The sequence below is a fragment of the Pseudomonas sp. Root569 genome (assembly GCF_001427465.1).
In the GTDB taxonomy this organism is placed as follows: domain Bacteria; phylum Pseudomonadota; class Gammaproteobacteria; order Pseudomonadales; family Pseudomonadaceae; genus Aquipseudomonas; species Aquipseudomonas synxantha.
This window is the reverse complement of the sequence record NZ_LMGQ01000024.1, coordinates 625,769-645,320: the sequence shown is the minus strand read 5'-3', so window position 1 is coordinate 645,320 and position 19,552 is coordinate 625,769. Positions and strand designations below refer to the sequence as shown.

The window sequence follows — 19,552 nt, the reverse complement described above, 5'->3', positions numbered from 1 at the left end:
CCCGATGAGGCCCTCAGCATCCCCCAGCACCTCAAACCAAACGCCATATCGATATGCCCTAACAGTATTTAAACTTCCTTTCTTATACCTATAAATTCACTCCCCTGACCGCCGGAAGTGAATCCAATGTCCGCCACCGCTGCTGCCCCCACCACCGCCCAAACCTTCAACATCCGCCCCTTCCCCGGCAGCGTCGGCGCCGAGGTCATCGGCCTGGACTTGTCCCGCCCGGTCAACGACCAGGACTTTGCCCGTATCCACCGCGCGCACCTCGACCACCACGTCGTGGTATTCCGCAACCAGCGCATCACCCCCGCACAACAGATCGCCTTCAGCCGCCGTTTCGGCGTGCTGCAAATCCACGTACTCAAACAGTTCCTGCTGGCCAACCACCCGGAAATCCTGATCGTCTCCAACATCATCGAGAACGGCCAACCCCTGGGCCTTGGCGATGCAGGCAAGTTCTGGCACTCGGACCTGTCCTATAAGGAACTGCCCAGCCTGGGCTCGATGCTCCACGCCCAGGAACTGCCCGCCGAAGGTGGCGACACCCTGTTCGCCGACATGCACAAAGCCTGGGAGCAACTGCCCGAGCACCTGCGCAACGCCGTGCAAGGTCGCAGTGCCACGCATTCCTACACGGCGCGCTACAGCGAAGCCAAATTCGAAGGCAACTGGCGCCCGACCCTGACCCCCGAACAACTCGCCCAGGTCGCCGAAGTGGTGCACCCCATCGTGCGCACCCACCCGGAAAACGGCCGCCAGGCGCTGTTCGTCAGCGAAGGCTTTACCACCCGCATCGTCGGCCTGCCCGATGACGAGAGCCGCGACCTGCTGGCCCAGCTCTACGCCCACAGCGTGCGGCCGGAAAACATCTACCGCCACCAGTGGCAGCCTCACGACCTGGTGTTCTGGGACAACCGCTCGCTGATCCATTTGGCCGCCGGTTGCCCGAGCCATCTGCGCCGCAAGTTGTACCGCACCACTATCCAGGGGGATGCGCCTTTCTGAACCGGTAAAGCCTGCTAGGATTGCGCCCAGTTCACTCTCAATTGCTCACGAGTGCTTGGCATGCAACTACCCGACATGAACCTGCTGGTCGCCCTCGACGCCTTGCTCGATGAGGGCAGCGTGGTCGGCGCTGCGCGGCGGATGAATCTAAGCCCGGCGGCCATGAGCCGCACTCTCACACGTATCCGCGAAGCTGTAGGTGACCCGATCCTGGTGCGTGCTGGTCGGGGCCTGGTGCCGACCCCCAAGGCCCTGGAGCTGCAAGGCCAGGTGCGCAACGTGGTGGAGCAGGCGGCGTTGCTGTTTCGCTCGGCCGATCAAGTGGACTTGAGCACCTTGCGCCGTCGCTTCAGCGTACGCGCCAATGACTTCTTCATCGGCGTGTATGGCGGTCGGCTGTTCGACACCATGGAGCGCGTGGCCCCCTTTTGTGAGCTGCGTTTCGTACCTGAAGGCGACACCGACGACGAAGCCCTGCGCGAAGGGCGCCTGGATCTGCGGGTGAGCAACACCATGCCGGCCAGCCCGGAAGTGAAGGTGCAGAACCTGTTTTCCACCACCTTTGTCGGCCTGGCGCGGCAAGACCACCCGCTGTTCGACGAAGAAATCACCGCCGCACGCTTTGCCAGCTATTCCCACATCAGCATTTCACGGCGTGGCATTGCCCGTGGGCCGATCGACACCGCGCTGAATGAGCAGGGCCTGGAGCGCCGTGTGGCGATGATCGCGCCGGGTTTCCACGGAGCGATGTTCATGTTGCCGGAATCCGACCTGATCATGCCGGTGCCCAAGGAAGCGCTGCTGAGCGCCAAACGCCTGAATCTGCCACTGCGCGCCTTCCCGTTGCCGATCTCCTTGCCGACCCTGGTATTGGCCCAGTCCTGGCACCCACGCTTCGACAAAGACCCGGCGCACAAATGGCTGCGCGAGACGATGCGCGAGAGTTGCCACGCCACCTGGCTGGAAGCTCAACCCAACTAAAAACCTCAAGCCATGCACAATCAAATGTGGGAGGGGGCTTGCTCCCGATGGCGGTGTATCAGCTTCACATCAGGTGGCTGTCATACTGCCATCGGGAGCAAGCCCCCTCCCATATATGGATTGCGTCTGGCGCACTTATAAGCTTCCGATAAGTAACTTTTTTGCAGGGTATAGCCTGATTAAACTGCTCAGGTATTTATCATTCCGAGTTACCTGTTCATGACATCCCTCGCTGCCCCCGCTTTCCAGGCCGCAGCCCAACCTGTTGCTCCAAGCCCACCCATGTTCGGCCCACGCATCATCATCGGCCTGGTCGGCGTGCTGCTGGCGGTGCTGGTGTCCGGTCTCAACGAGATGGTCACCAAGGTCGCCCTCGCCGATATCCGCGGTGCGCTGTATATCGGTTTTGACGAAGGTACCTGGCTGGTCGCGGCCTACACGGCGACGTCCGTGGCGGCCATGGCCTTTGCGCCCTGGTGTTCGGTGACGTTTTCGCTGCGCCGTTTCACGCTGTGCGCCATCGGTTTGTTCACCGTGCTGGGTATTCTCTGCCCGTTCGCGCCGAACTACGAAAGCCTGCTGCTGCTACGCACCGTGCAAGGTTTGGCCGGTGGCGCGCTACCGCCGATGCTGATGACCGTGGCGCTGCGTTTCCTGCCGGCCAACGTCAAGCTGTATGGCCTGGCCGGCTACGCCCTGACCGCCACCTTCGGCCCGAGCCTGGGTACGCCGCTGGCGGCGTTGTGGACCGAATACGTCGGCTGGCAATGGGCATTCTGGCAGATAGTCGCGCCCTGCCTGCTGGCCATGGCCGCCGTGGCTTACGGCTTGCCGCAAGACCCGTTGCGCCTGGAGCGCTTCAAGCAGTTCAACTGGCGCGGCCTGCTGCTAGGGTTCCCGGCGATCTGCATGCTGGTGATCGGCCTGTTGCAAGGCAATCGGCTGGACTGGTTCGAGTCGGGCCTGATCACCTTCCTGTTGTGCGGCGGTACCGTGTTGCTGATGTTGTTCCTGCTCAACGAATGGTCGCAGCCAATACCCTTCTTCAAATTGCAGATGCTCGGCTTGCGCAACCTGGCCTTTGCCCTGATCGTGCTGGCCGGCGTGTTGATGGTGCTGACTTCGGTGATCATCATCCCGTCGAGTTTTCTCGCCCAGGTCCAGGGCTACCGGCCGCTGCAAACCGCGCCGGTGATGCTGCTGATGGCGCTGCCGCAGTTGATTGCGTTGCCGCTGGTGGCGGCGCTGTGCAACCTGCGCTGGGTCGATTGCCGCTGGGTGCTGGGGATCGGCCTGGGCATGTTGGTGGTGTGCTGCATCGGCAGTTCACACCTGACCTCGGCGTGGATCCGCGATGATTTTTATGGCTGGTACCTACTGCAGATTTTCGGCCAGCCGATGGCCGTGTTGCCGCTGCTGATGCTGTCCACCGGCAGCATTCAACCCATCGAAGGGCCGTTCGCCTCGGCCTGGTTCAATACCGTCAAGGGCCTGGCCGCTGTGATCGCCACCGCGGTGCTGGATACATTGACCACCCAGCGCGGGCATTTCCATTCAACCATGTTGGTGGACCGCCTCGGCAACTCGCCCCTGGCCGACACGCAGGCGCAGGGCCTCGCCCACCGCTTGCACGAGCAGACCGTGGTGCTGACCTCTTCGGATCTTTACGTCGTCATGGCCGGTGTCGCGATGGCGTTGATCCTGCTGATTTTCTGGATGCCCACGCGGATCTATCCGCCTCGCGCTCCGACCTGACCACAAGGACTTTCCATGAAACGCAAAGACAAAATTGCCGTCGCCGTTATTGCTGTATTTGCCGTCGGCGTACTGGTTTACCTGGTCGCGCCGGGAGTGCTGGGCAGCAAGCGCCAGACTACCAACGACGCTTTCGTCGCCGCTGATTTCACCCTGGTCGCGCCGCGGGTGGCCGGCTTTATCAAGGAGGTGTTGGTGGAAGACAACCAGCGCGTCAAGGCCGGCCAGCTGTTGGCGTTGATCGACGACCGCGACTTTCGCGCCGCCGCCCAGGCTGCCGACGCCGATACGCTAGTGGCCCAGGCCCAACTGAAAAACGCCACCGCGACCCTGGAGCGCCAAAGCTCGGTGATCGCCCAGGCCCAGGCCACGGTGGCTGCTGACCGCGCCGAAGTGGCCTTCGCTGAACATGAACTGAATCGCTACAACCACCTCGCCGGCGTCGGCGCGGGCACCGTGCAGAACGCCCAGCAAGCCAAGACCCGCATCGACCAGGCCACCGCGCGTCTGGCCAAATCCACTGCGGTGCTGGCGGCCGAGCGCAAGCAGGTGGAGATCCTCACCGCCCAGCGTGACGCCGCAGAAGGTGGGCTCAAGCGCGCCCAGGCGGCGTTGGAAATGGCCAGTTATCAGCTGTCCTACACGCGCATCGTCGCGCCGGTGGATGGCATGGTCGGCGAGCGCGCCGTGCGAGTCGGCGCCTATGTGACACCGGGCAGCAAGATCCTCGCGGTCGTGCCGCTTGCCGAAGCCTATGTGGTGGCCAATTTCCAGGAGACCCAACTGTCCCATATGCATGCCGGCCAGGCCGTGCAGGTCAGCGTCGACAGCCTCGACGGCGAGTTGCTCAAGGGCCACCTGGAAAGCCTGGCGCCGGCCACGGGCGTGACCTTTGCCTCGGTCAAGCCGGACAATGCCACCGGCAACTTCACCAAGGTAGTGCAGCGTATTCCGGTGAAGATCGTGCTTGAGCCAAACCAGCCACTGACCGAGCGTTTGCGCGTCGGCATGTCGGTGGAAGCCAGCGTCGATACCCGGCCGGCCGCGCAACAGCGTGAGGTGGCCCAGCAATGAAACACGTCGCCTGGCTCACCTTGAGCCTCATCAGCCTGAGCGCCTGCACCGTCGGCCCGGATTTCCAACGGCCCCAAGGTCCACAGGTCAGCCAGTGGAGCGAGCCCCAGGGTCGCCAAGCCGCAAGCCGCGCCGTCAGTGACCCCTTGCAGGAGCGCTGGTGGGACGTATTCCACGACGAGCAACTTTCAGCACTCACGCGCCGCGCCCTCAGCGATAACCTCGACCTGAAACTGGCCAGCAGCCGCCTGCAACAAAGTCGCGCCGTACGCCAAGTGACCACCGCCGAACGCTACCCCAACGTCGATGCCGGTGGCGGTTACCAGCGCAAGCGCAACAGCGGCAAAGGCTTGAACGATCCCTCCGGCGAGAACGGTCGCTCGGCTTTCAACCAATGGGACATGGGCTTCTCGGCCTCATGGGAACTGGACTTCTGGGGCCGGGTCAAGCGTGAAACCGAAGCAGCCGACGCCACCCTGGAGGTCGCCGAAAACGACCGCCGCGCCGTGTTGTTGTCGGTACTGGCCGAGACTGCCCAGGACTACATCCAACTGCGCGGCGTGCAGAACACCCGTGCCGTTACCGAGCAAAACCTCGACGTGGCCCGTCACAGCCTCAAGCTTTCGCAACTGCGCCTGGCTGATGGCGTAGCGACCGACCTCGACGTGGCCGAAGCCGCCGCCCAAGTCGCGGCCATCGAAGCGCGCCTGCCGGACTTGCAACAGCGCCAGGACCAACTGATCAACGCCCTGAGCCTGCTGATGGGCGAGCCGCCCCAGGCCCTGCACGCACAGCTGTCCAAGGACGCCGCCGTGCCGCAAACCCAGCGTCAGGTCGCCATTGGCCTGCCCTCGGAGCTGGCCGAACGCCGTCCCGACATCCGCCAGGCAGAAGCGCGCTTGCACGCCGCCACTGCCAGCATCGGCGTGGCCAAGGGCGACTTTTACCCGCGCATCACCCTGTCCGGCAGCCTCGGCTCCCAAGCCATGCAACTGTCGGACTTCGGCTCCTGGGGCTCCCGCGCATTTGCCCTCGGCCCGCAATTAAGCCTGCCACTGTTCAACGGTGGGCGCCTGCAAGGCATGGTGGATTTGCGCGAAGCCCAGCAACAGGAAGCGGCCCTTGCCTACCAGCAAACCGTGCTGCGCGCCTGGCATGAAATCGACGACCAACTGACCCGCTACAACGCCAGCCAACTACGCCGCGACAGCCTCGCCGAAGCCGTGCGCCAGAACCAGATCGCCCTTGCTACTGCGCAACATCAGTACGTCGAAGGTGTGGTGGATTTCGTCAACGTCCTCACGGTGCAAAGTGCGCTGCTGGCGACCCAGGAGCAGTGGGTTGAAAGCTCTACCAGCGTGTCCTTGGCCATGGTCGGCTTGTACAAGGCGTTGGGAGGAGGTTGGGAGTCGGTGTATCCGTTGCAGACAGCCGGGAGCTGAGCAACAAAGAGTTTTGTCAGTTGCGAAATAAGATGTAATGATAATTGCTCTCAATAACGTGACTGAGCTTTTCATGAGCATCGCGACGGACGGCCAGCAACAGCTTCACATCCTGTACCGCGACCACCACGGCTGGCTGCAAGGCTGGTTGCCCAAACGCCTGGGCGACCGCGAGCATGCTGCCGACGTGGCACACGACACTTTCCTGCGCCTGTTAGTGTCCGGGCGTTTCCCAGGCGACAAGGAAAGTCGCAGCTACCTGGCACAAATCGCGCGCAACCTGGTGATCGATCAATGGCGGCGCTTGCGTATCGAGCGCGCCTACCTGGAAAGCATCGCGCACCTGCCCGAGCCCGAGTCGCCGTCCCTGGAAACCCGTGCACTGATCCTCGAAACCCTGATGCAGATCGATGCCATGCTCGACCGCATGCCCGATAAGGTGCGCCGTGCATTTTTGCTCTCGCAGTTTGAAGGCTTGAGCTACGCGCAGATCGCCGAGCGCCTGGGCGTCACCGTCAGCTCGGTGCAGAAGTACATGACCCGCGCCATCGTCGCCTGTTACCAGGCGGTCTACGAAGAATGAATCACGATGCGCCCATCGCGCCGGCGATTGTCGAGCAAGCCAGCGAGTGGCTGATGCTGCAATGGGGCGGCGAACTGCAAGGGGAACAACGCCAGGCATTTGCCCAATGGCAGGCGGCCGATCCGGAACACCGCCGCGCCTGGCAGCGCTTGCAGCAGTTGCAACACACCCTTGGCGGCGTGCCCGCCGACAGCGCTCGCGCCGTATTGCGCGACACCCCGGATACCCAGCGCCGCGCCGCGCTGAAGTTGCTCGGTTTGCTGTTGGTGGCCGGGGGCAGCAGTTATCTGGTCCAGCGCAGCGAACCCTGGCAGGCCGCCTTCGCCGAGCACCGCACGGCCACGGGCGAAATTCGCCACGTCACGTTGAGCGACGGCACGTTACTGGACCTCAACAGCGACAGCGCCGTGGACCTGCGTTTCAGCGCCACCGAACGGCGTATCCGCTTGATCCGTGGCGAAGTCCTGCTGACCAGCGGCCACGATCCCTCCCGCCCGTTGATCGTTGAAACGCCTGCCGGTGATGTGCAGGCCTTGGGCACACGCTTTGCCGTGCGCGAACTGCCCGACGCCAGCCGCGTCGACCTCTACGAAGGCCGCCTGCGGGTTACGCCGCTGCATGGCATGGCGGTGCATATGAATGCCGGTGAAAGCCTGTGGTTCAACGCACACCAAAGCGCTGCGCTGCCGGCGGTGAACGCCAATGCCAGCAGTTGGACCAAGCACCGCCTGGTCGCCGAGCGCCAGCCGCTGGGTGAGTTCGTGGCCCAGTTGAGTCGCTATCGCCAGGGTCTGTTGCGCTGTGATCAAGCCGTGTCGGGCCTGTTATTGACGGGTGTGTTCCCCCTCAACGATACCGACGCGATCCTGGCGGCCCTGGAGCGTTCATTGCCGGTGCAGGTCCAGGCTGTGACGCGTTACTGGGTGACGATAAAGGCGCGGGCCTGAAAAAAATATCGCCGGCGCTTGTCGGTTTCTGCACGCCGTGCGGGATACCTCTTGAAAGCCAATCAAGAAGCGTTCTCACGGGGAGTCCTGCAATGTCGCACCACCCAATCCAACCCTTGGCCCGCGCTCTGCGTCGTGGCTTGTTTGCTGGCCTGCTGGCAACCGCGCCGGTGCTGCCGAACATGGCTCAAGCCGAAGAAAGCACCGAGGCGCTGCGCACCTTTGACATTCCTGCGGGCAGCCTCGACCAGGCGTTGAACCGTTTCGCCAGTGCCTCGGGCATTCTGTTGTCGGTTGACGCGACACTCACCGAAGGCAAGCGCAGCGCGGGCCTGAAAGGACGTTACGGCATAGGCGCGGGGTTGGAGCGCTTGCTGGCGGGCAGCGGTCTGGTGGCAGTGCAGTCCCAGGGCAGTTGGGCATTGCAGGCCATTTCCGGTGGCGGGGCCTTGCAATTGGACGCGACCCAGATCAGTGGCCGGCAGGAGCAGGAAAGCGCCTGGGGCCCGGTGGACGGCATTGTCGCCAAGCGCAGCGCCTCCGGCAGCAAGACCGACTCGGCGCTGGTGGAAATCCCCCAGACGATCAACGTGATCACCGCCGCCGAGATCAAGGCACGTGGCGCCCAGAGTGTCACCCAGGCGTTGCTTTACACACCCGGCATGAGTGCCGGCGGCTTTGCAGACCGGGTCAAGTTGTTCGACGAACCGACCTCCCGGGGTTTCTCGCCCACACCGCTATATCTGGACGGCTTGCACTTGCCTTACGGCGGAGGCAGCACCGGGGGCGCGTTGCAGATCGAGCCGTATTCCCTGGAGCGCATCGAAGTGCTCAAGGGGCCGGCGTCCGTGCTTTACGGCCAGAACCAGCCGGGCGGTATCGTCAATATGGTCAGCAAGCGCCCCAGCGAAACCCCGATACATCAAGTGGTGTTGGAAGCTGGCACCTACGAACACAAAAGCGCGGCCATCGACCTGAGCGGCCCGCTGGACGAGGAGGGGCAGTTGCTCTACCGCCTGACCGGGCTGGCCAACGACGCGCAAGACGAAATCAACTACGTCGAAAACAAGCGCCAGTTCATCGCCCCCAGCCTCACCTGGCGGCCCAACGACGACACCAGCCTGACCCTGTTCGCCCAGTACCAGAAAGACAAAGGCGTGCCCGAAGCCCAAGGCTTGCCGGCGTCTGGCACGCTGTGGGACAACCCCAACGGCAAGATCAAGCGCGATGTGTTTATCGGCGAGCCGGGCGTCAACCAATACAACCGCGAGCAATACGTGTTGGGCTACGAGCTTTCCCATCGCCTCAACGACGTCTGGACCCTCAAGCAAAACGCGCGCTACGCCGAGGTCGACGACCGCTACACCGCGCCGTTGCACGGCTACCGCTTTGTCGCCAACCCAAATACTGGGGTGCAGGACCAACGCTATCTGCAGCGCTTCGGGGTGGACTGGTCGCAGACCAATAAAGTGTTCGGCGTGGACAGCATCGCCCAGGCTGAATTCGACACGGGCGCGTTGTCCCATACCTTCATCGCTGGCCTGGACTACTACCATTCCAACTCGCAGTTTCATGGCTTGTATGACCGTAACCCACCGGTTATCGACCTGTTCAAGCCGGTGTACGGCCAGCGCCTGAATTTCGGCCAACCGTACCGCTGGGACCGCACGATCACCCAGACCGGCCTGTACCTGCAGGACCAGATCAAGCTGGATAAATGGGTGCTGGTACTCGGTGGCCGCTATGACTGGGCCAATGTGGTGAACAAAGAACCGATCCAGGACACGCGCTTCGCCAGTAAAGACCAGGCCTTCACTGGCCGTGCTGGCCTGGTGTATCTGTTCGATAACGGCGTATCGCCCTTCGTCAGCTATTCAGAGTCCTTCTTGCCGCTGGCCGGCACCGATGCGAACCGGAAACCGTTTGAGCCGTCCACCGGCAAACAATACGAAGTCGGCGTGAAGTACCAGCCACCTGGCCAAAAGAGTTTTATCCAAGCCTCTGTTTACCAACTGGACCAGGACAATGTGCTGACCACCAACCCGGTAGACACCACCTTCAGTACCCAAAGCGGTGCGATGCGCTCGCGGGGTGTTGAACTGGAAGCCAAGGCCGTCTTGAGTGACGCCTGGGAAGTGGTTGCCTCGGCGTCGCGCAATGACATCAAGTACACCAAGGACAACGACGGCCGCCAAGGTCGCCACCCGGCCGGCATTTCCCCGCTCACCGCCTCGATGTGGGTCAACTACACCGTGTTGGGTGACACACCGCTGGCCGGCCTGGGTGCGGGCCTCGGCGTGCGCTATGCCCGTCAAAGCCTGGGCGACTACTACGAAGGCGCCTTCAACGTGCCGTCCTACAGCGTCTACGATGCGAGCCTGCGCTACGACCTGGGCGCCTCGCCGCTCAAGCTCAAAGGCGTGAAACTGGCGATGAACGTGCAGAACCTCACCAACAAGACCTACGTCTCGCAGTGCACCAGTAATCTGGATTGCTACTACGGGGAAGGGCGCACGGTGGTATCGAGCCTGACGTACGATTGGTAACTAAGCGTTTACGTGATATTTGCCGCGGTGCGCACCCGTCAAGGGTGCGCTCTGTTGCCGCCCGAGATCTTTGACCCTACACCAGGTCCGCTGCAAATCGTGTACACACATTGGAAAGCATGCGCACATCGGCACCGCTACAGCCTGCCGCTTCGAAAAAGCCGGAGGCTTCTCGCACGACGGCATACATATCCGTGACGATGGATCTTGCTTCATCCGCCCCCAACCCAAAGCGTTCAGGCGTACTCAGCAAATTGCTGACAGACGATACCCTGCCCTCATTCCCGATGATCAACGCCTGCAAGCCTAGTTGCGTGGGGTGGGGCAACACGTCAAATACTGGCGCAAGGGAATAGCCCGAGGCGCTGGTCAGCAGAACCCCGGTTTGTTTCAGGTGGTCGTCGCTATTGCCGATCAGCACATTGAAGGCCATACGCTTGTAAAGCTCACGCATGTCAAAGGTGGCATCGTCGCAGACCTTCTTCAACACGTCGGCGATCCTGGAATAGGAAACGGCACTCTCAACCGCGTCAACGCGCATTCGCGGCTTCTCAGTGCTGATCAACGAATTGCAGCTGACATAGTGCTCGCGCCCAGCCCCCTCATGCCGGTCAAAACGCTCGACCATCAAAACCGGTTTACCGGCGACCTCTACCAACTTGTGCCCGGCTGCGGGTAGACCTGCCGCATCCGCCATTTGAAGGCTGGCGAATTCAGCACGTGGTTGATCGAAAACATCGTCGCTACGGCCGAATTTAGCAATCCATTCCTTACCTTCGTGAGTCACGGTGACCTTCGGCCTGGCGCCGCCCATGGAACTGCCGAATTCGAATAGTCGTGCGATTTCCGCAGGCAGGTCGACATTACCTTTTTCGACCTGATCAAGGCCCACCATGATTTTCTCAAGGTCTTCAAATCGCGGCGGTTGGTGCAGAGTCGGCAACAGGTTTCTTGACGCACTGAACAGCAGGCAGCCCACTCCCGCACCCCGCGAAGCAAGGAGCCATTCAACTTCGTTTTGTGGATGCTGTTTGTGGGTCGCCAGTAGAGCACGCCGACCCCAATTGTCGGGCGTTGCGTCGTCGAGCACACCAAACATGCGTGTCGAGGAATACTGGTTAGGGGTCAGTGGCAGGCTAAGCGGGTCAATCGCAAATGCTTTGGGGCGCGCAAGCCAGCTGTTGGCGTAGCGAAAAACGAATCCGCTTGCGTGCATGGCCACCTCACCAACAGGGACCGGATCACCGACTGAGTGAGCTGAAAAAACGAATGCGTTACCAATCGGCTTCCGAGACATCAGGTTCCCCTTCTGTGCGAATTCGGTCGGGCTCACGGGCGAGGCTCATGGTAATCCCAACCTGGTCAAGTTCTGGTGACGCAATGCTCGCCATACCTTCTTCCAGGTCCATCGCGCTAAGCACATTCATCAGCACGCCGAGGGATACGCCGGCCTCGCCCTGTCTCAGCCGCTGATACGTCTGTCGTGTAATGCCCGCCCGGCTGCATATGGTCGAGATTTTCAAACGGCGACGAATGCGGGCTATTTCGATACCGTTCCCGATACCTCTCATCAGTTCAGCGCTTCTCTCTGAGATATACCCTTTGTGGGGGTATGGCTTGGCTGTTTCTTGCATGATATATCACCCTTTAAAGCAGTAGAGGTAACTTATATCATCCAAGTCTCTAAGGCCACCTGCAAAAAATCGGCTCGATGCTAAGGCTTTTTGTAGGAGCTAGCTTGCTCGCGAACAACTCACAGGCGCCGCGTTCAATCAGGAAACACGCGTTATCGTTGACGTTTTTCGCGAGCAAGCTAGCTCCTACAGAGGGCATTAGGCTCTATGCCCGGTTTTTTGCAGGGTTGGAAGCCTCAAGGGTTCTGCAAAAACACCACATACCCGCGAAACCACTCATTACCCCGCAGATACCCCGGCTCTTGCCACTCCCCACCCTGAATCAAACCGATCTTGAACGGAACTCCCATTCGGTTCATCCGCGGCAAATACGCGGCGTAATCCGGGATGCTGTGACGGCCCTGATACGTCTGCACCACCACTTCATCCACTACGCCTTTGAGCTGGGCGATGGCGGCCGGGTCGGCGTTGCTGCTCCAGTCCATCAGGCCGGTGATGCTCAACCGCAGGTCGGCAGGCAGGCGCTGGCGCAGGTCGCGCAGAAAATCGGCATATTCGTGCAGGTATTGGGTGCGGGCGTCGAAGTCGATCTGGATGCCAACCACAGGGTTGCCAGCGTCACGCCAGCGTTGCACCTGACCGAGCAGTTGGGTGTAGACCTGTTCCGGCCAGTGCAAGGTGTGGGCGCGGTAGACCACCCAGATTTCGCCTTGGGTAATGCGCGGTACGCTGATGCCCTGGGCGATCAGTTGCACGCCGCGTTGCGGCGCGCGGCGAGTAGAGTTGATCTGGCCCTGGAGGATGTACAGTGTCCGGGCCTGCTTGATCACCGGCTGGGGCGTGACACCACTCCACAGCCAGAAAGCGTCATAGTCGCGGGCGTCGACCGCACCGAAAGCCGGGCCTGCCAGCAACAGCAAACCCAGCCACAGCGACTTCACCAGTAGTACTGCAGCGATTTGCCCCACTGGGTGTCGGCGAAACCGGTCTTGAGCTGGCGGAACCAGGCTTTGCGTACCGCGGGCGCGACGTCTTCGCCACCGCAGCTGTTGTAGCCGGCCGGCGCGTAGCAATTGATGGCGCGGAACAGTGCATAGGCCTTGTCGGTTTTCGGCGCCTTGGCATTGGCGATCACCTGTTTGTAGCCGTCCAGGCGCGAGAAGGTTTCACCCTTGAACTGCGATTCGGTGCTGCCCAGGCTGCCGGCGGCGCGGGGGTGTTCCAGGGGCATGCCGTCCAGGCCGTTGCGCAGGATGAACTCACCGAAGCAGTTCAAGGCGTGGGGGTTTTTGGCCTCATCCTGCAAGGTCGCGGCGGTTTGCGCGATGCTTGGGCAGGCGTAGCCGGATTCGGCTTTGTCACCGTTCCACTGGAACAGCTTCAAGGACTGGCCGCTGGTGTAGGTGTAGCCCAGGCTGGTGCCCAGCTTGTCGTCAGCGAGCGAGGCTTGCTTGAGGTCATCGGCAAAGGTGGCGTACTGGCCGTGCAGCAGGTCTTTATAGAGCAGCACGAATTGCGCACTCTGGCGCTCGGTCGAGTCGCTGGCCTTGGCGATCTGCTGGCGCAGCAGGTCGGGCCCGGCGACGTTGCGCAGCAGGATGTAGCGCACTTGCTTGGCGCTGATCGGCGAATCGGTTGCGAACACCTTGGCCAGTTGGCCGCTGCGCTCATAGTTCATCGCCAGGGCCAGCTCCAGCTGGTCGCGTTGCAACGGCTGCTTTGCCAGGGGCAGCAATTGCAGCCACAGCGCTTCGGCGCCTTGCCAGTCTTGCTTGGCTTCCAGGGCCAGGGCGCGCAGGGTCTGCTGGCTGAAGGCGAAATAGTCGAGGCTCGACGGCACGCTGTCGGGCAGATGCTTCAAGGCGTTGTCAGGCTGATGCTCGACGTACAGGGCATACGCCGCTTGCAAGTAGTCGAACAAGGCCGGCTCGTTGGCGAAGGTGCTCTTTTGCTTATCGAGGTCTTCTCGGCTCAGGAGCGGCGGCGTATGAGCACGCATCGCCATCAGGTCGCTGACCACCTGCAGCATCGGGCTGTTTGCCGACTTGTTGCCGACCATGAGCAACTTGAGGTCGGCTTCTTCGACCAACTCGTCGACGCTCACGTTACGCTGGGCGTCAGTGGCCTCGGTGAATTGCCAGGTGAAGTCTTCGGCGAGCTTGGCGTCGTCGTTCGCCAGCCAATGCACGCGGCGCAGCAGGCCACGGGCGGACGCAACGTAATCGCCTTGTGGATAATGTTTCAGGTAACCGAGAAAGCCTTCTTCGGCGTCGCTCAAGGCAGACTTATCCACATGCTCGCGTTGCGGCATACCGTACTCATCGAAGGCTTCGGCCTGGGCCCGGTTCAACGAGGTGCGTGCGGTCATGTACAGCGCGGTCTCTTTCAGCCAAGGCAGATCGCTGGTCGCGGCGGCGGCGAAACCGCGTTCGGCGTAAACGAAGCGACCGCCGTAGAAATCGGCGGCGGCCTGCAGGTAGGTGCGAAACAGCTGGGCATTGGCCGAGGGCGTCAACTGCGCGTCCACCACCTGGCCTGTGAAGTCACAGGTGGTCAGCAACTGCAACCGCGCTTTCACCAGCACGTCGCGCTCGGCTGGCGGCATATCGGCTTTGATCACCTGACTGATAAACGCTGTGGCGCTGTCATCGCTGTTGCTGCGGCAGCGGCTGCCTTCGCCATTCAGGAACGCTTCACCGGCAGTCTTGTATTCCTCGCGCTTGATGCCCAGCGGTTGGAGCAGGGTGTCGAGTTCGGCCGTGCGTGAATCGTCCGCTTTGTTATCGGGCTCATCATTCGCGGCCGGCACCGGCACCAGGCGATACACCGGAAACGGCACCGGTCCGAAACCCTGGGCCAAATCGTCTTCGCCCAAGGCATTGGGCGTCAGCGGCGCGGCTTTTTTGTCGGCCAGCAACAGGCGCAGGTTGACCCGGCTGTCGTTGCCCGGGCTGAGAAAGGGCTGGTTGCTGCAAGGTTCGAGGCTGTCACGCGAGACACGCCAGTCGGGGTAGCATGAATCGTCGGAGCTGGCCTGAGCCTGTAGGGAAATACCGGCCAGCAGAGCCAGTGCCAGAGGTGACAAAAAACCGATGCGCATGACGTGTCCTTGATCCTGAGTCCTTGGAGGGCCCCAATAATAGCCTGTTCTGAGCTGTGCTTCGGTGAGGTCCTACGCAAAATACCGATTTGTCCGATTCCAGCGGCGAAGCCTGGGCTTTTGTCCTAGAGTGGCGGTGTTTGCGCTCAGGCAAGCGAGCTAATGCCAGGGGTATTGAAGTGCGTCGGTCTGTGGTTGAGCAAAACGAAAAAGCCGGAGCGCTGCCAGCCTTGCAGCGCCTGACCTGGCAAAGTGCTGGTCGACTCAGCCGTCTCTGGTGGGTACCGATCCTGGCGCTGGCCATGGCCCTGCGGTTTTATCACCTCACCTCGGCGGCGATCTGGGGCGATGAAGGGTCGAGCCTGTTGCTCAGTGAATACGCCGTGGCCGACCTGTGGTTTCACGCGGCCCATGATGTGCATCCGCCGCTGTATTTCTTCCTGCTGCGCGGCTGGATCGAAGTGTTCGGCGACAGCATCGGGTCCATTCGCAGCATGAGCGCGCTGCCGGGCGTAGCCGTGGTTGGCTTGGGCATCTGGCTGACGCGGCAACTGTCCACCCGGCGCACGGCGGTGCTGGCGGGCATCCTGCTGGCGCTGTTGCCGACGGCGGTGCGCTACAGCCAGGAAGTGCGCATGTATTCGCTGCTGGGCGTGTGGCTACTGGGCGCCACGCTGGCGCTGGTGTACTGGGCGAGACAGCCTGAACGCGCGCGTTATTTGGCTGTGTATGTGCTGTTGATGAGTGCCGGTTTCTACACGCATTACTTCACCGCGCTGTGCGTGCTGGTGCATTGGGCTTATCTGGGGATGCAGGCGCCAGGCCAACGTTTGATAACGCGGCCTGCATGGTGGGCGGCCAACGTGGTGATCGTGTTGTTGTACCTGCCTTGGCTACCGAACCTGTTGGACCTGGTGCAGCATGTCGACCAGCTCAAGGTGGGCGGCGACATCGGCTGGGAAGAGCCGGTCAACCTGCTGTCTGTGCCCTCGATGATCTGGCAGTTCGTGTTGCAGGATGAAGGCGATGATTTGTGGACGCCGCTGTTCTGGATATTTCCGCTGCTGCTGATTGCGGTGGTGTGGATGACGGCTTGGCGCCACCCGGGAGCTCGTTTGCTGGCGTTGTTTTTCTTGTTGCCGTTGCTGTTGGTGTATGGCGTGTCGTTTATCTCGCCGGTCTTTATCGAGCGCTACCTCACGGTGTATGCCCTGGGTTTGCCGATGGTCCTGGCGCTTGCCATCGACCGCTTGCCGTCACGCTTGTCATGGCTGGGCGCAGCGCTGTGGGTGCTGTTTGTGGGCATGGAACTGCTGGGCCTGAAGAACAACTTCGAGGTGGATGAGCACGACCAATTCAACGTGCCGGTGGAGTTCGTCAATCGCAATTACCAGGAAGACGACCGCATCGTCCTCAGCGACATGATGTGGTATCTGAGCTACGTGTACTACGACGAAACTGACGCCCAGTTGCAGCTCTACACCCCGCCCAAGCCCGACGGCACGTCGACCCGGCCAAATGCCTACGGCTTCGGCACCCTGGTAGATCAGGATGGCGGGCGCATCTATCTGGATTCTTTATCGGCATTACCGGCCAATACCCGGCGCGTATGGCTGATCAGCAGCAATGAAGCACCGGACGACTTCGCCCCGCTCCCCGAAGGTTGGCGCGAGCTCAGTCGCCAGGACGGCGGTGGCGCACGGGCGCGTCTGTTCGTGTTGTGCAACGTGCCGGCGCCGCAACCTGAGGGTTGCCGCTAGACTCGATTAACCCTTCTCTATCAGGAGCTCATCATGGAATCGCCAGTGCATAGCTTGCCGTCGTTGTTCAAACAGCTTGGGTTGCCGAATGACCCGGTCAGCATTGAGCAATTTGTCGCCTCTCATTCGCCGCTCAAGCCAGATTTGAAACTCGCCGATGCTTTTTTTTGGAGCGACGCCCAAAAGGCATTTTTGCGCGAGGAGATTCTGGAAGATGCGGATTGGGCGGAGGTGGTGGATGAGTTGAATCTGATGTTGCGGGGTGGACGACGGGTGTAAAAAAATATCCCAATAAAGGCCAGCATGTAAAAAAAAATGGTGAGCGGTAAAAAAAACTGGGCTTTAATCGCTTAAGTGAATTTTTTCTGGAAAAGCTCGCCATGCCAACAGTCGGATACGCTCATCTGTGTGAGGCGCTGGATCTAAAGGTTATCGCACCGTTGCGCGCTGCGATGATCAAGCCGGTGACCAGGATTACCCTGATCGGTGACTGCCTGGCGGTGCCCCATTCTGTGGCGCCTGCCCAACATGCGCTGTTTGAACATGTGCTGTTTGCGCTTAAGCATGAAGGCGTGAACCTGGCGATACTTGCCCAGGTGTTTGAACAGCTTGGCCCAGAACCATTTTTGGCGGCACTGGCTGGCGCGCCCAACGGTGCGTTTATCCGAAAAGCCTGTTTTCTTTGGGAAGGCTTTACCGGGAAAATGCTGGATCACACCCTTCCTGTTCGTGGTCGCGTTGTTCCCTTGTTCGATCCCCAGCGCTATGTAACCGGTCCGAGCATTCGCAACAGTCGTTGGCGAGTGGATTTCAATGGTTTGGGCTCTTTGCATTATTGCGCCACCGTAGAGCGAACGCCTGAGCTGGAAGCGTTGTTGGCGCTTGATGTATTGGCTCGTGCCAAATCCTTCATGGCCACCCTCCCTCCCGAAATGATGGACCGCGCCATCCAGTGGGCATACCTGCACGAAACCCGCGATTCATTTGCCATCGAAAAAGAACAACCCAGCGAAGAAAAATCCCGCCGCTTCGTCCAACTCCTGCGCCAGGCCCACGAAGGCCGGTTGCTCACCGAGGAGTACTTGGTCGAGCTGCAAAACAGCACCGTCTCCAATCCCTTTGACAAAGCCGTCGCGTTTCGCCACGAACAGAACCATCTGCACAACGGGCTGCGCGGCGCTGCCGGTGTGAGCTACGTGCCGCCAGTTCCCGCGCTTTGCCAGGAACTGATGGAAGAGCTTATGGCCTTCGCCAACCAGCCCGTGCGGGACGTCGATCCTTTGGTGGCGGCGGCAGTCACCGCTTTCGGCTTTGTCTTCCTGCACCCGTTCATGGACGGTAATGGGCGCCTGTCTCGCTTCCTGATTCACCAGACGCTTTGCCACTACGGCGCACTGGAAAATGGCTTGTTGCTGCCAGTCTCCGTCGCCATGAAGCATGAAGAGCAAGCCTACCTGGAGGCACTCAAGACCTTCTCCCAACCCATGCGGGAATTCTGGAACGTCACCTGGCTGGACGCCGACCACATGGCGTTCGACTTCATCGGCCACACCTCGATCTACCGCTACTGGGACGCCACCCGCTGCGTCGAATTCACCCTGCAAATGGCCCGCCGAGCCCTGGAAGTGGAACTGCGCGAAGAAACCGAATTCCTCGACCGCTACGACCGTGTGATCAAGGCCGTGAACCAACGCTACGACGTGCGCGGCAGTGAGTTGTCGAAGCTGGTGATGATGTGCCTGGATAACGGTGGGAAGCTTTCGAAGCATCGGCGTAAGCAGTTTCAGTACCGCGTGTCGGAGGAGGTGTTTGGGTTTATTGAGGAGGAGGCGGGGCGTGCTCTGCGCGAAATCGGGAAATTTCCTTTCGACTAAACAGAAACGGGCGATAGTTGCCAGCGTGAGGAGATCGTTATTAACAGGTGCTGGCTACCTGTTCTGGACACAACATGAAACTGACGCGCATGCATGTTTTTTGGTTTTGGGGAGCCATGGATGCCCTTTATCTAATTCGGTATACAGTAGCAAGCGCAATAGAGGGAAGGATTCCCTATTTAAGTGATATTGAAAATGCTTTATGGGTGCTGCGTGATCACAGTCGTGGGCAGTTATACATGCTCGGCATTGCCATGCTGCTGCAAGTTTCGATCCTGATCTCCTGCGTACTGCTCTTCCTCGGACATGAACAGGTGAGGTGGGTTACTTACCTTCAAACACCCTTGCGATTGGCTTTTATCGTGCCTTCTGTTTCGCTGTTGCTGGTAGGCGCTCAGCTTGTTCCTAACTACAACCTGGTGTTGATGGCTGTGCTAGTGGTTATCTCTGAAGTCGTTAAGGTCTGGAGCGTATGGCGTTGGTGCAAAAAATCCTGACCGGCCAATAGGCTTGGCAACCAAAACTCCATCATCTAATCACGTGCGCATGGGTCTCGCTGCGCAATGGCCAGGACATGATGGGCGAAACCCAGCGTCGCCTGGAGGGTCAGGCTGAAAAATAGCCCCCACATCCGACGCTGATCCAAATGTGGGAGGGGGCTTGCCCCCGATGAGGGCGTGTCAGTAAACGCATCTGTGACTGACCCATCCACATCGGGAGCAAGCCCCCTCCCACATTCGTCCTGCGGTGATGCCGCTGAATCGCTCCATCCATCGAGAAATTGTTTCAAAACTTGACGACGCCTCATCCCTCCACCATATTAATAGTTAGCAAACTAACTGTAT

16 protein-coding genes are annotated in these 19,552 nt (G+C 60.7%); 12 read left to right on the top strand and 4 right to left on the bottom strand.

Features of this window, described 5'->3' with window-relative positions; all coding sequences use genetic code 11:
* The first annotated feature begins 126 nt into the window (after window positions 1–126).
* From ASD70_RS20315 to ASD70_RS20280, 8 genes are all read left to right on the top strand, one after another.
* Complete coding sequence (locus ASD70_RS20315) at window positions 127–1,011, top strand: TauD/TfdA dioxygenase family protein (RefSeq protein WP_056847287.1); 885 nt, start codon at window positions 127–129, stop codon at window positions 1,009–1,011.
* Between the two features lie 60 nt (window positions 1,012–1,071).
* The gene (locus tag ASD70_RS20310) at window positions 1,072–1,992 is read left to right on the top strand and encodes a LysR family transcriptional regulator (protein WP_056847286.1); all 921 of its coding nucleotides are present in this window, start codon (window positions 1,072–1,074) and stop codon (window positions 1,990–1,992) included.
* Window positions 1,993–2,211: 219 nt separating this feature from the next.
* Window positions 2,212–3,747 (top strand): MFS transporter, encoded by a 1,536-nt coding sequence (locus ASD70_RS20305; protein WP_046070316.1) that lies wholly within the window; start codon window positions 2,212–2,214, stop codon window positions 3,745–3,747.
* A gap of 15 nt (window positions 3,748–3,762) precedes the next feature.
* Complete coding sequence (locus ASD70_RS20300; RefSeq protein ID WP_046070317.1) at window positions 3,763–4,821, top strand: HlyD family secretion protein; 1,059 nt, start codon at window positions 3,763–3,765, stop codon at window positions 4,819–4,821.
* Entirely contained in the window at window positions 4,818–6,263 is a 1,446-nt protein-coding gene (locus tag ASD70_RS20295; RefSeq protein ID WP_046070318.1) for an efflux transporter outer membrane subunit, read from the top strand. The genes ASD70_RS20300 and ASD70_RS20295 overlap by 4 nt, the downstream gene beginning before the upstream one ends.
* 73 nt (window positions 6,264–6,336) lie before the next feature.
* Window positions 6,337–6,846, top strand: a complete 510-nt coding sequence (locus tag ASD70_RS20290) for a sigma-70 family RNA polymerase sigma factor (RefSeq protein WP_056847285.1) — start codon at window positions 6,337–6,339, stop codon at window positions 6,844–6,846.
* Window positions 6,843–7,793 (top strand): FecR domain-containing protein, encoded by a 951-nt coding sequence (locus tag ASD70_RS20285; protein ID WP_046070320.1) that lies wholly within the window; start codon window positions 6,843–6,845, stop codon window positions 7,791–7,793. The genes ASD70_RS20290 and ASD70_RS20285 overlap by 4 nt, the downstream gene beginning before the upstream one ends.
* Window positions 7,794–7,885: 92 nt before the next feature.
* Window positions 7,886–10,339: a TonB-dependent siderophore receptor gene (locus ASD70_RS20280; protein WP_056847284.1), complete on the top strand. Its 2,454-nt coding sequence runs from the start codon at window positions 7,886–7,888 to the stop codon at window positions 10,337–10,339.
* A gap of 76 nt (window positions 10,340–10,415) precedes the next feature.
* On the opposite strand, the gene ASD70_RS20275 is transcribed toward ASD70_RS20280, so the two are convergent.
* The 4 genes from ASD70_RS20275 to ASD70_RS20260 form a co-directional block, all read right to left on the bottom strand.
* Complete coding sequence (locus ASD70_RS20275) at window positions 10,416–11,672, bottom strand: type II toxin-antitoxin system HipA family toxin (protein ID WP_236708729.1); 1,257 nt, start codon at window positions 11,670–11,672, stop codon at window positions 10,416–10,418.
* A complete protein-coding gene (locus tag ASD70_RS20270; RefSeq protein ID WP_056847282.1) occupies window positions 11,614–11,973 on the bottom strand; it encodes a helix-turn-helix domain-containing protein in 360 nt (119 codons plus the stop codon). Before ASD70_RS20270 ends, ASD70_RS20275 begins: the two co-directional genes overlap by 59 nt.
* A 236-nt stretch (window positions 11,974–12,209) precedes the next feature.
* Entirely contained in the window at window positions 12,210–12,914 is a 705-nt protein-coding gene (locus tag ASD70_RS20265) for a DUF3142 domain-containing protein (RefSeq protein WP_056847281.1), read from the bottom strand.
* Window positions 12,911–15,073: a hypothetical protein gene (locus ASD70_RS20260; RefSeq protein ID WP_056847280.1), complete on the bottom strand. Its 2,163-nt coding sequence runs from the start codon at window positions 15,071–15,073 to the stop codon at window positions 12,911–12,913. Before ASD70_RS20260 ends, ASD70_RS20265 begins: the two co-directional genes overlap by 4 nt.
* A 179-nt stretch (window positions 15,074–15,252) precedes the next feature.
* Here ASD70_RS20260 and ASD70_RS20255 point away from each other — a divergent pair, with 179 nt between their 5' ends.
* The 4 genes from ASD70_RS20255 to ASD70_RS20240 all read left to right on the top strand — a co-directional run bounded on the left by ASD70_RS20255 (window position 15,253) and on the right by ASD70_RS20240 (window position 19,204).
* On the top strand, window positions 15,253–16,833 hold the full coding sequence (locus ASD70_RS20255) for a glycosyltransferase family 39 protein (RefSeq protein ID WP_056847279.1): 1,581 nt from the start codon (window positions 15,253–15,255) through the stop codon (window positions 16,831–16,833).
* A 33-nt stretch (window positions 16,834–16,866) separates the two neighbouring features.
* Complete coding sequence (locus ASD70_RS20250; protein ID WP_032878502.1) at window positions 16,867–17,112, top strand: DUF2789 domain-containing protein; 246 nt, start codon at window positions 16,867–16,869, stop codon at window positions 17,110–17,112.
* Window positions 17,113–17,213: 101 nt separating this feature from the next.
* Window positions 17,214–18,707, top strand: a complete 1,494-nt coding sequence (locus tag ASD70_RS20245) for a Fic family protein (RefSeq protein WP_056847278.1) — start codon at window positions 17,214–17,216, stop codon at window positions 18,705–18,707.
* Window positions 18,708–18,781: 74 nt separating this feature from the next.
* The gene (locus tag ASD70_RS20240; RefSeq protein WP_177342325.1) at window positions 18,782–19,204 is read left to right on the top strand and encodes a hypothetical protein; all 423 of its coding nucleotides are present in this window, start codon (window positions 18,782–18,784) and stop codon (window positions 19,202–19,204) included.
* Window positions 19,205–19,552 lie beyond the last annotated feature (348 nt).

Excerpts from the sequence above, each read along its gene's own strand:
- ASD70_RS20315 (WP_056847287.1), top strand. The coding sequence starts at position 127 with ATGTCCGCCACCGCTGCTGCCCCCACCACCGCCCAAACCTTCAACATC.
- ASD70_RS20310 (WP_056847286.1), top strand. The coding sequence starts at position 1,072 with ATGCAACTACCCGACATGAACCTGCTGGTCGCCCTCGACGCCTTGCTC.
- ASD70_RS20305 (WP_046070316.1), top strand. The coding sequence starts at position 2,212 with ATGACATCCCTCGCTGCCCCCGCTTTCCAGGCCGCAGCCCAACCTGTT.
- ASD70_RS20300 (WP_046070317.1), top strand. The coding sequence starts at position 3,763 with ATGAAACGCAAAGACAAAATTGCCGTCGCCGTTATTGCTGTATTTGCC.
- ASD70_RS20295 (WP_046070318.1), top strand. The coding sequence starts at position 4,818 with ATGAAACACGTCGCCTGGCTCACCTTGAGCCTCATCAGCCTGAGCGCC.
- ASD70_RS20290 (WP_056847285.1), top strand. The coding sequence starts at position 6,337 with ATGAGCATCGCGACGGACGGCCAGCAACAGCTTCACATCCTGTACCGC.
- ASD70_RS20285 (WP_046070320.1), top strand. The coding sequence starts at position 6,843 with ATGAATCACGATGCGCCCATCGCGCCGGCGATTGTCGAGCAAGCCAGC.
- ASD70_RS20280 (WP_056847284.1), top strand. The coding sequence starts at position 7,886 with ATGTCGCACCACCCAATCCAACCCTTGGCCCGCGCTCTGCGTCGTGGC.
- ASD70_RS20270 (WP_056847282.1), bottom strand. The coding sequence starts at position 11,973 with ATGCAAGAAACAGCCAAGCCATACCCCCACAAAGGGTATATCTCAGAG.
- ASD70_RS20260 (WP_056847280.1), bottom strand. The coding sequence starts at position 15,073 with ATGCGCATCGGTTTTTTGTCACCTCTGGCACTGGCTCTGCTGGCCGGT.
- ASD70_RS20250 (WP_032878502.1), top strand. The coding sequence starts at position 16,867 with ATGGAATCGCCAGTGCATAGCTTGCCGTCGTTGTTCAAACAGCTTGGG.
- ASD70_RS20245 (WP_056847278.1), top strand. The coding sequence starts at position 17,214 with ATGCCAACAGTCGGATACGCTCATCTGTGTGAGGCGCTGGATCTAAAG.
- ASD70_RS20240 (WP_177342325.1), top strand. The coding sequence starts at position 18,782 with ATGAAACTGACGCGCATGCATGTTTTTTGGTTTTGGGGAGCCATGGAT.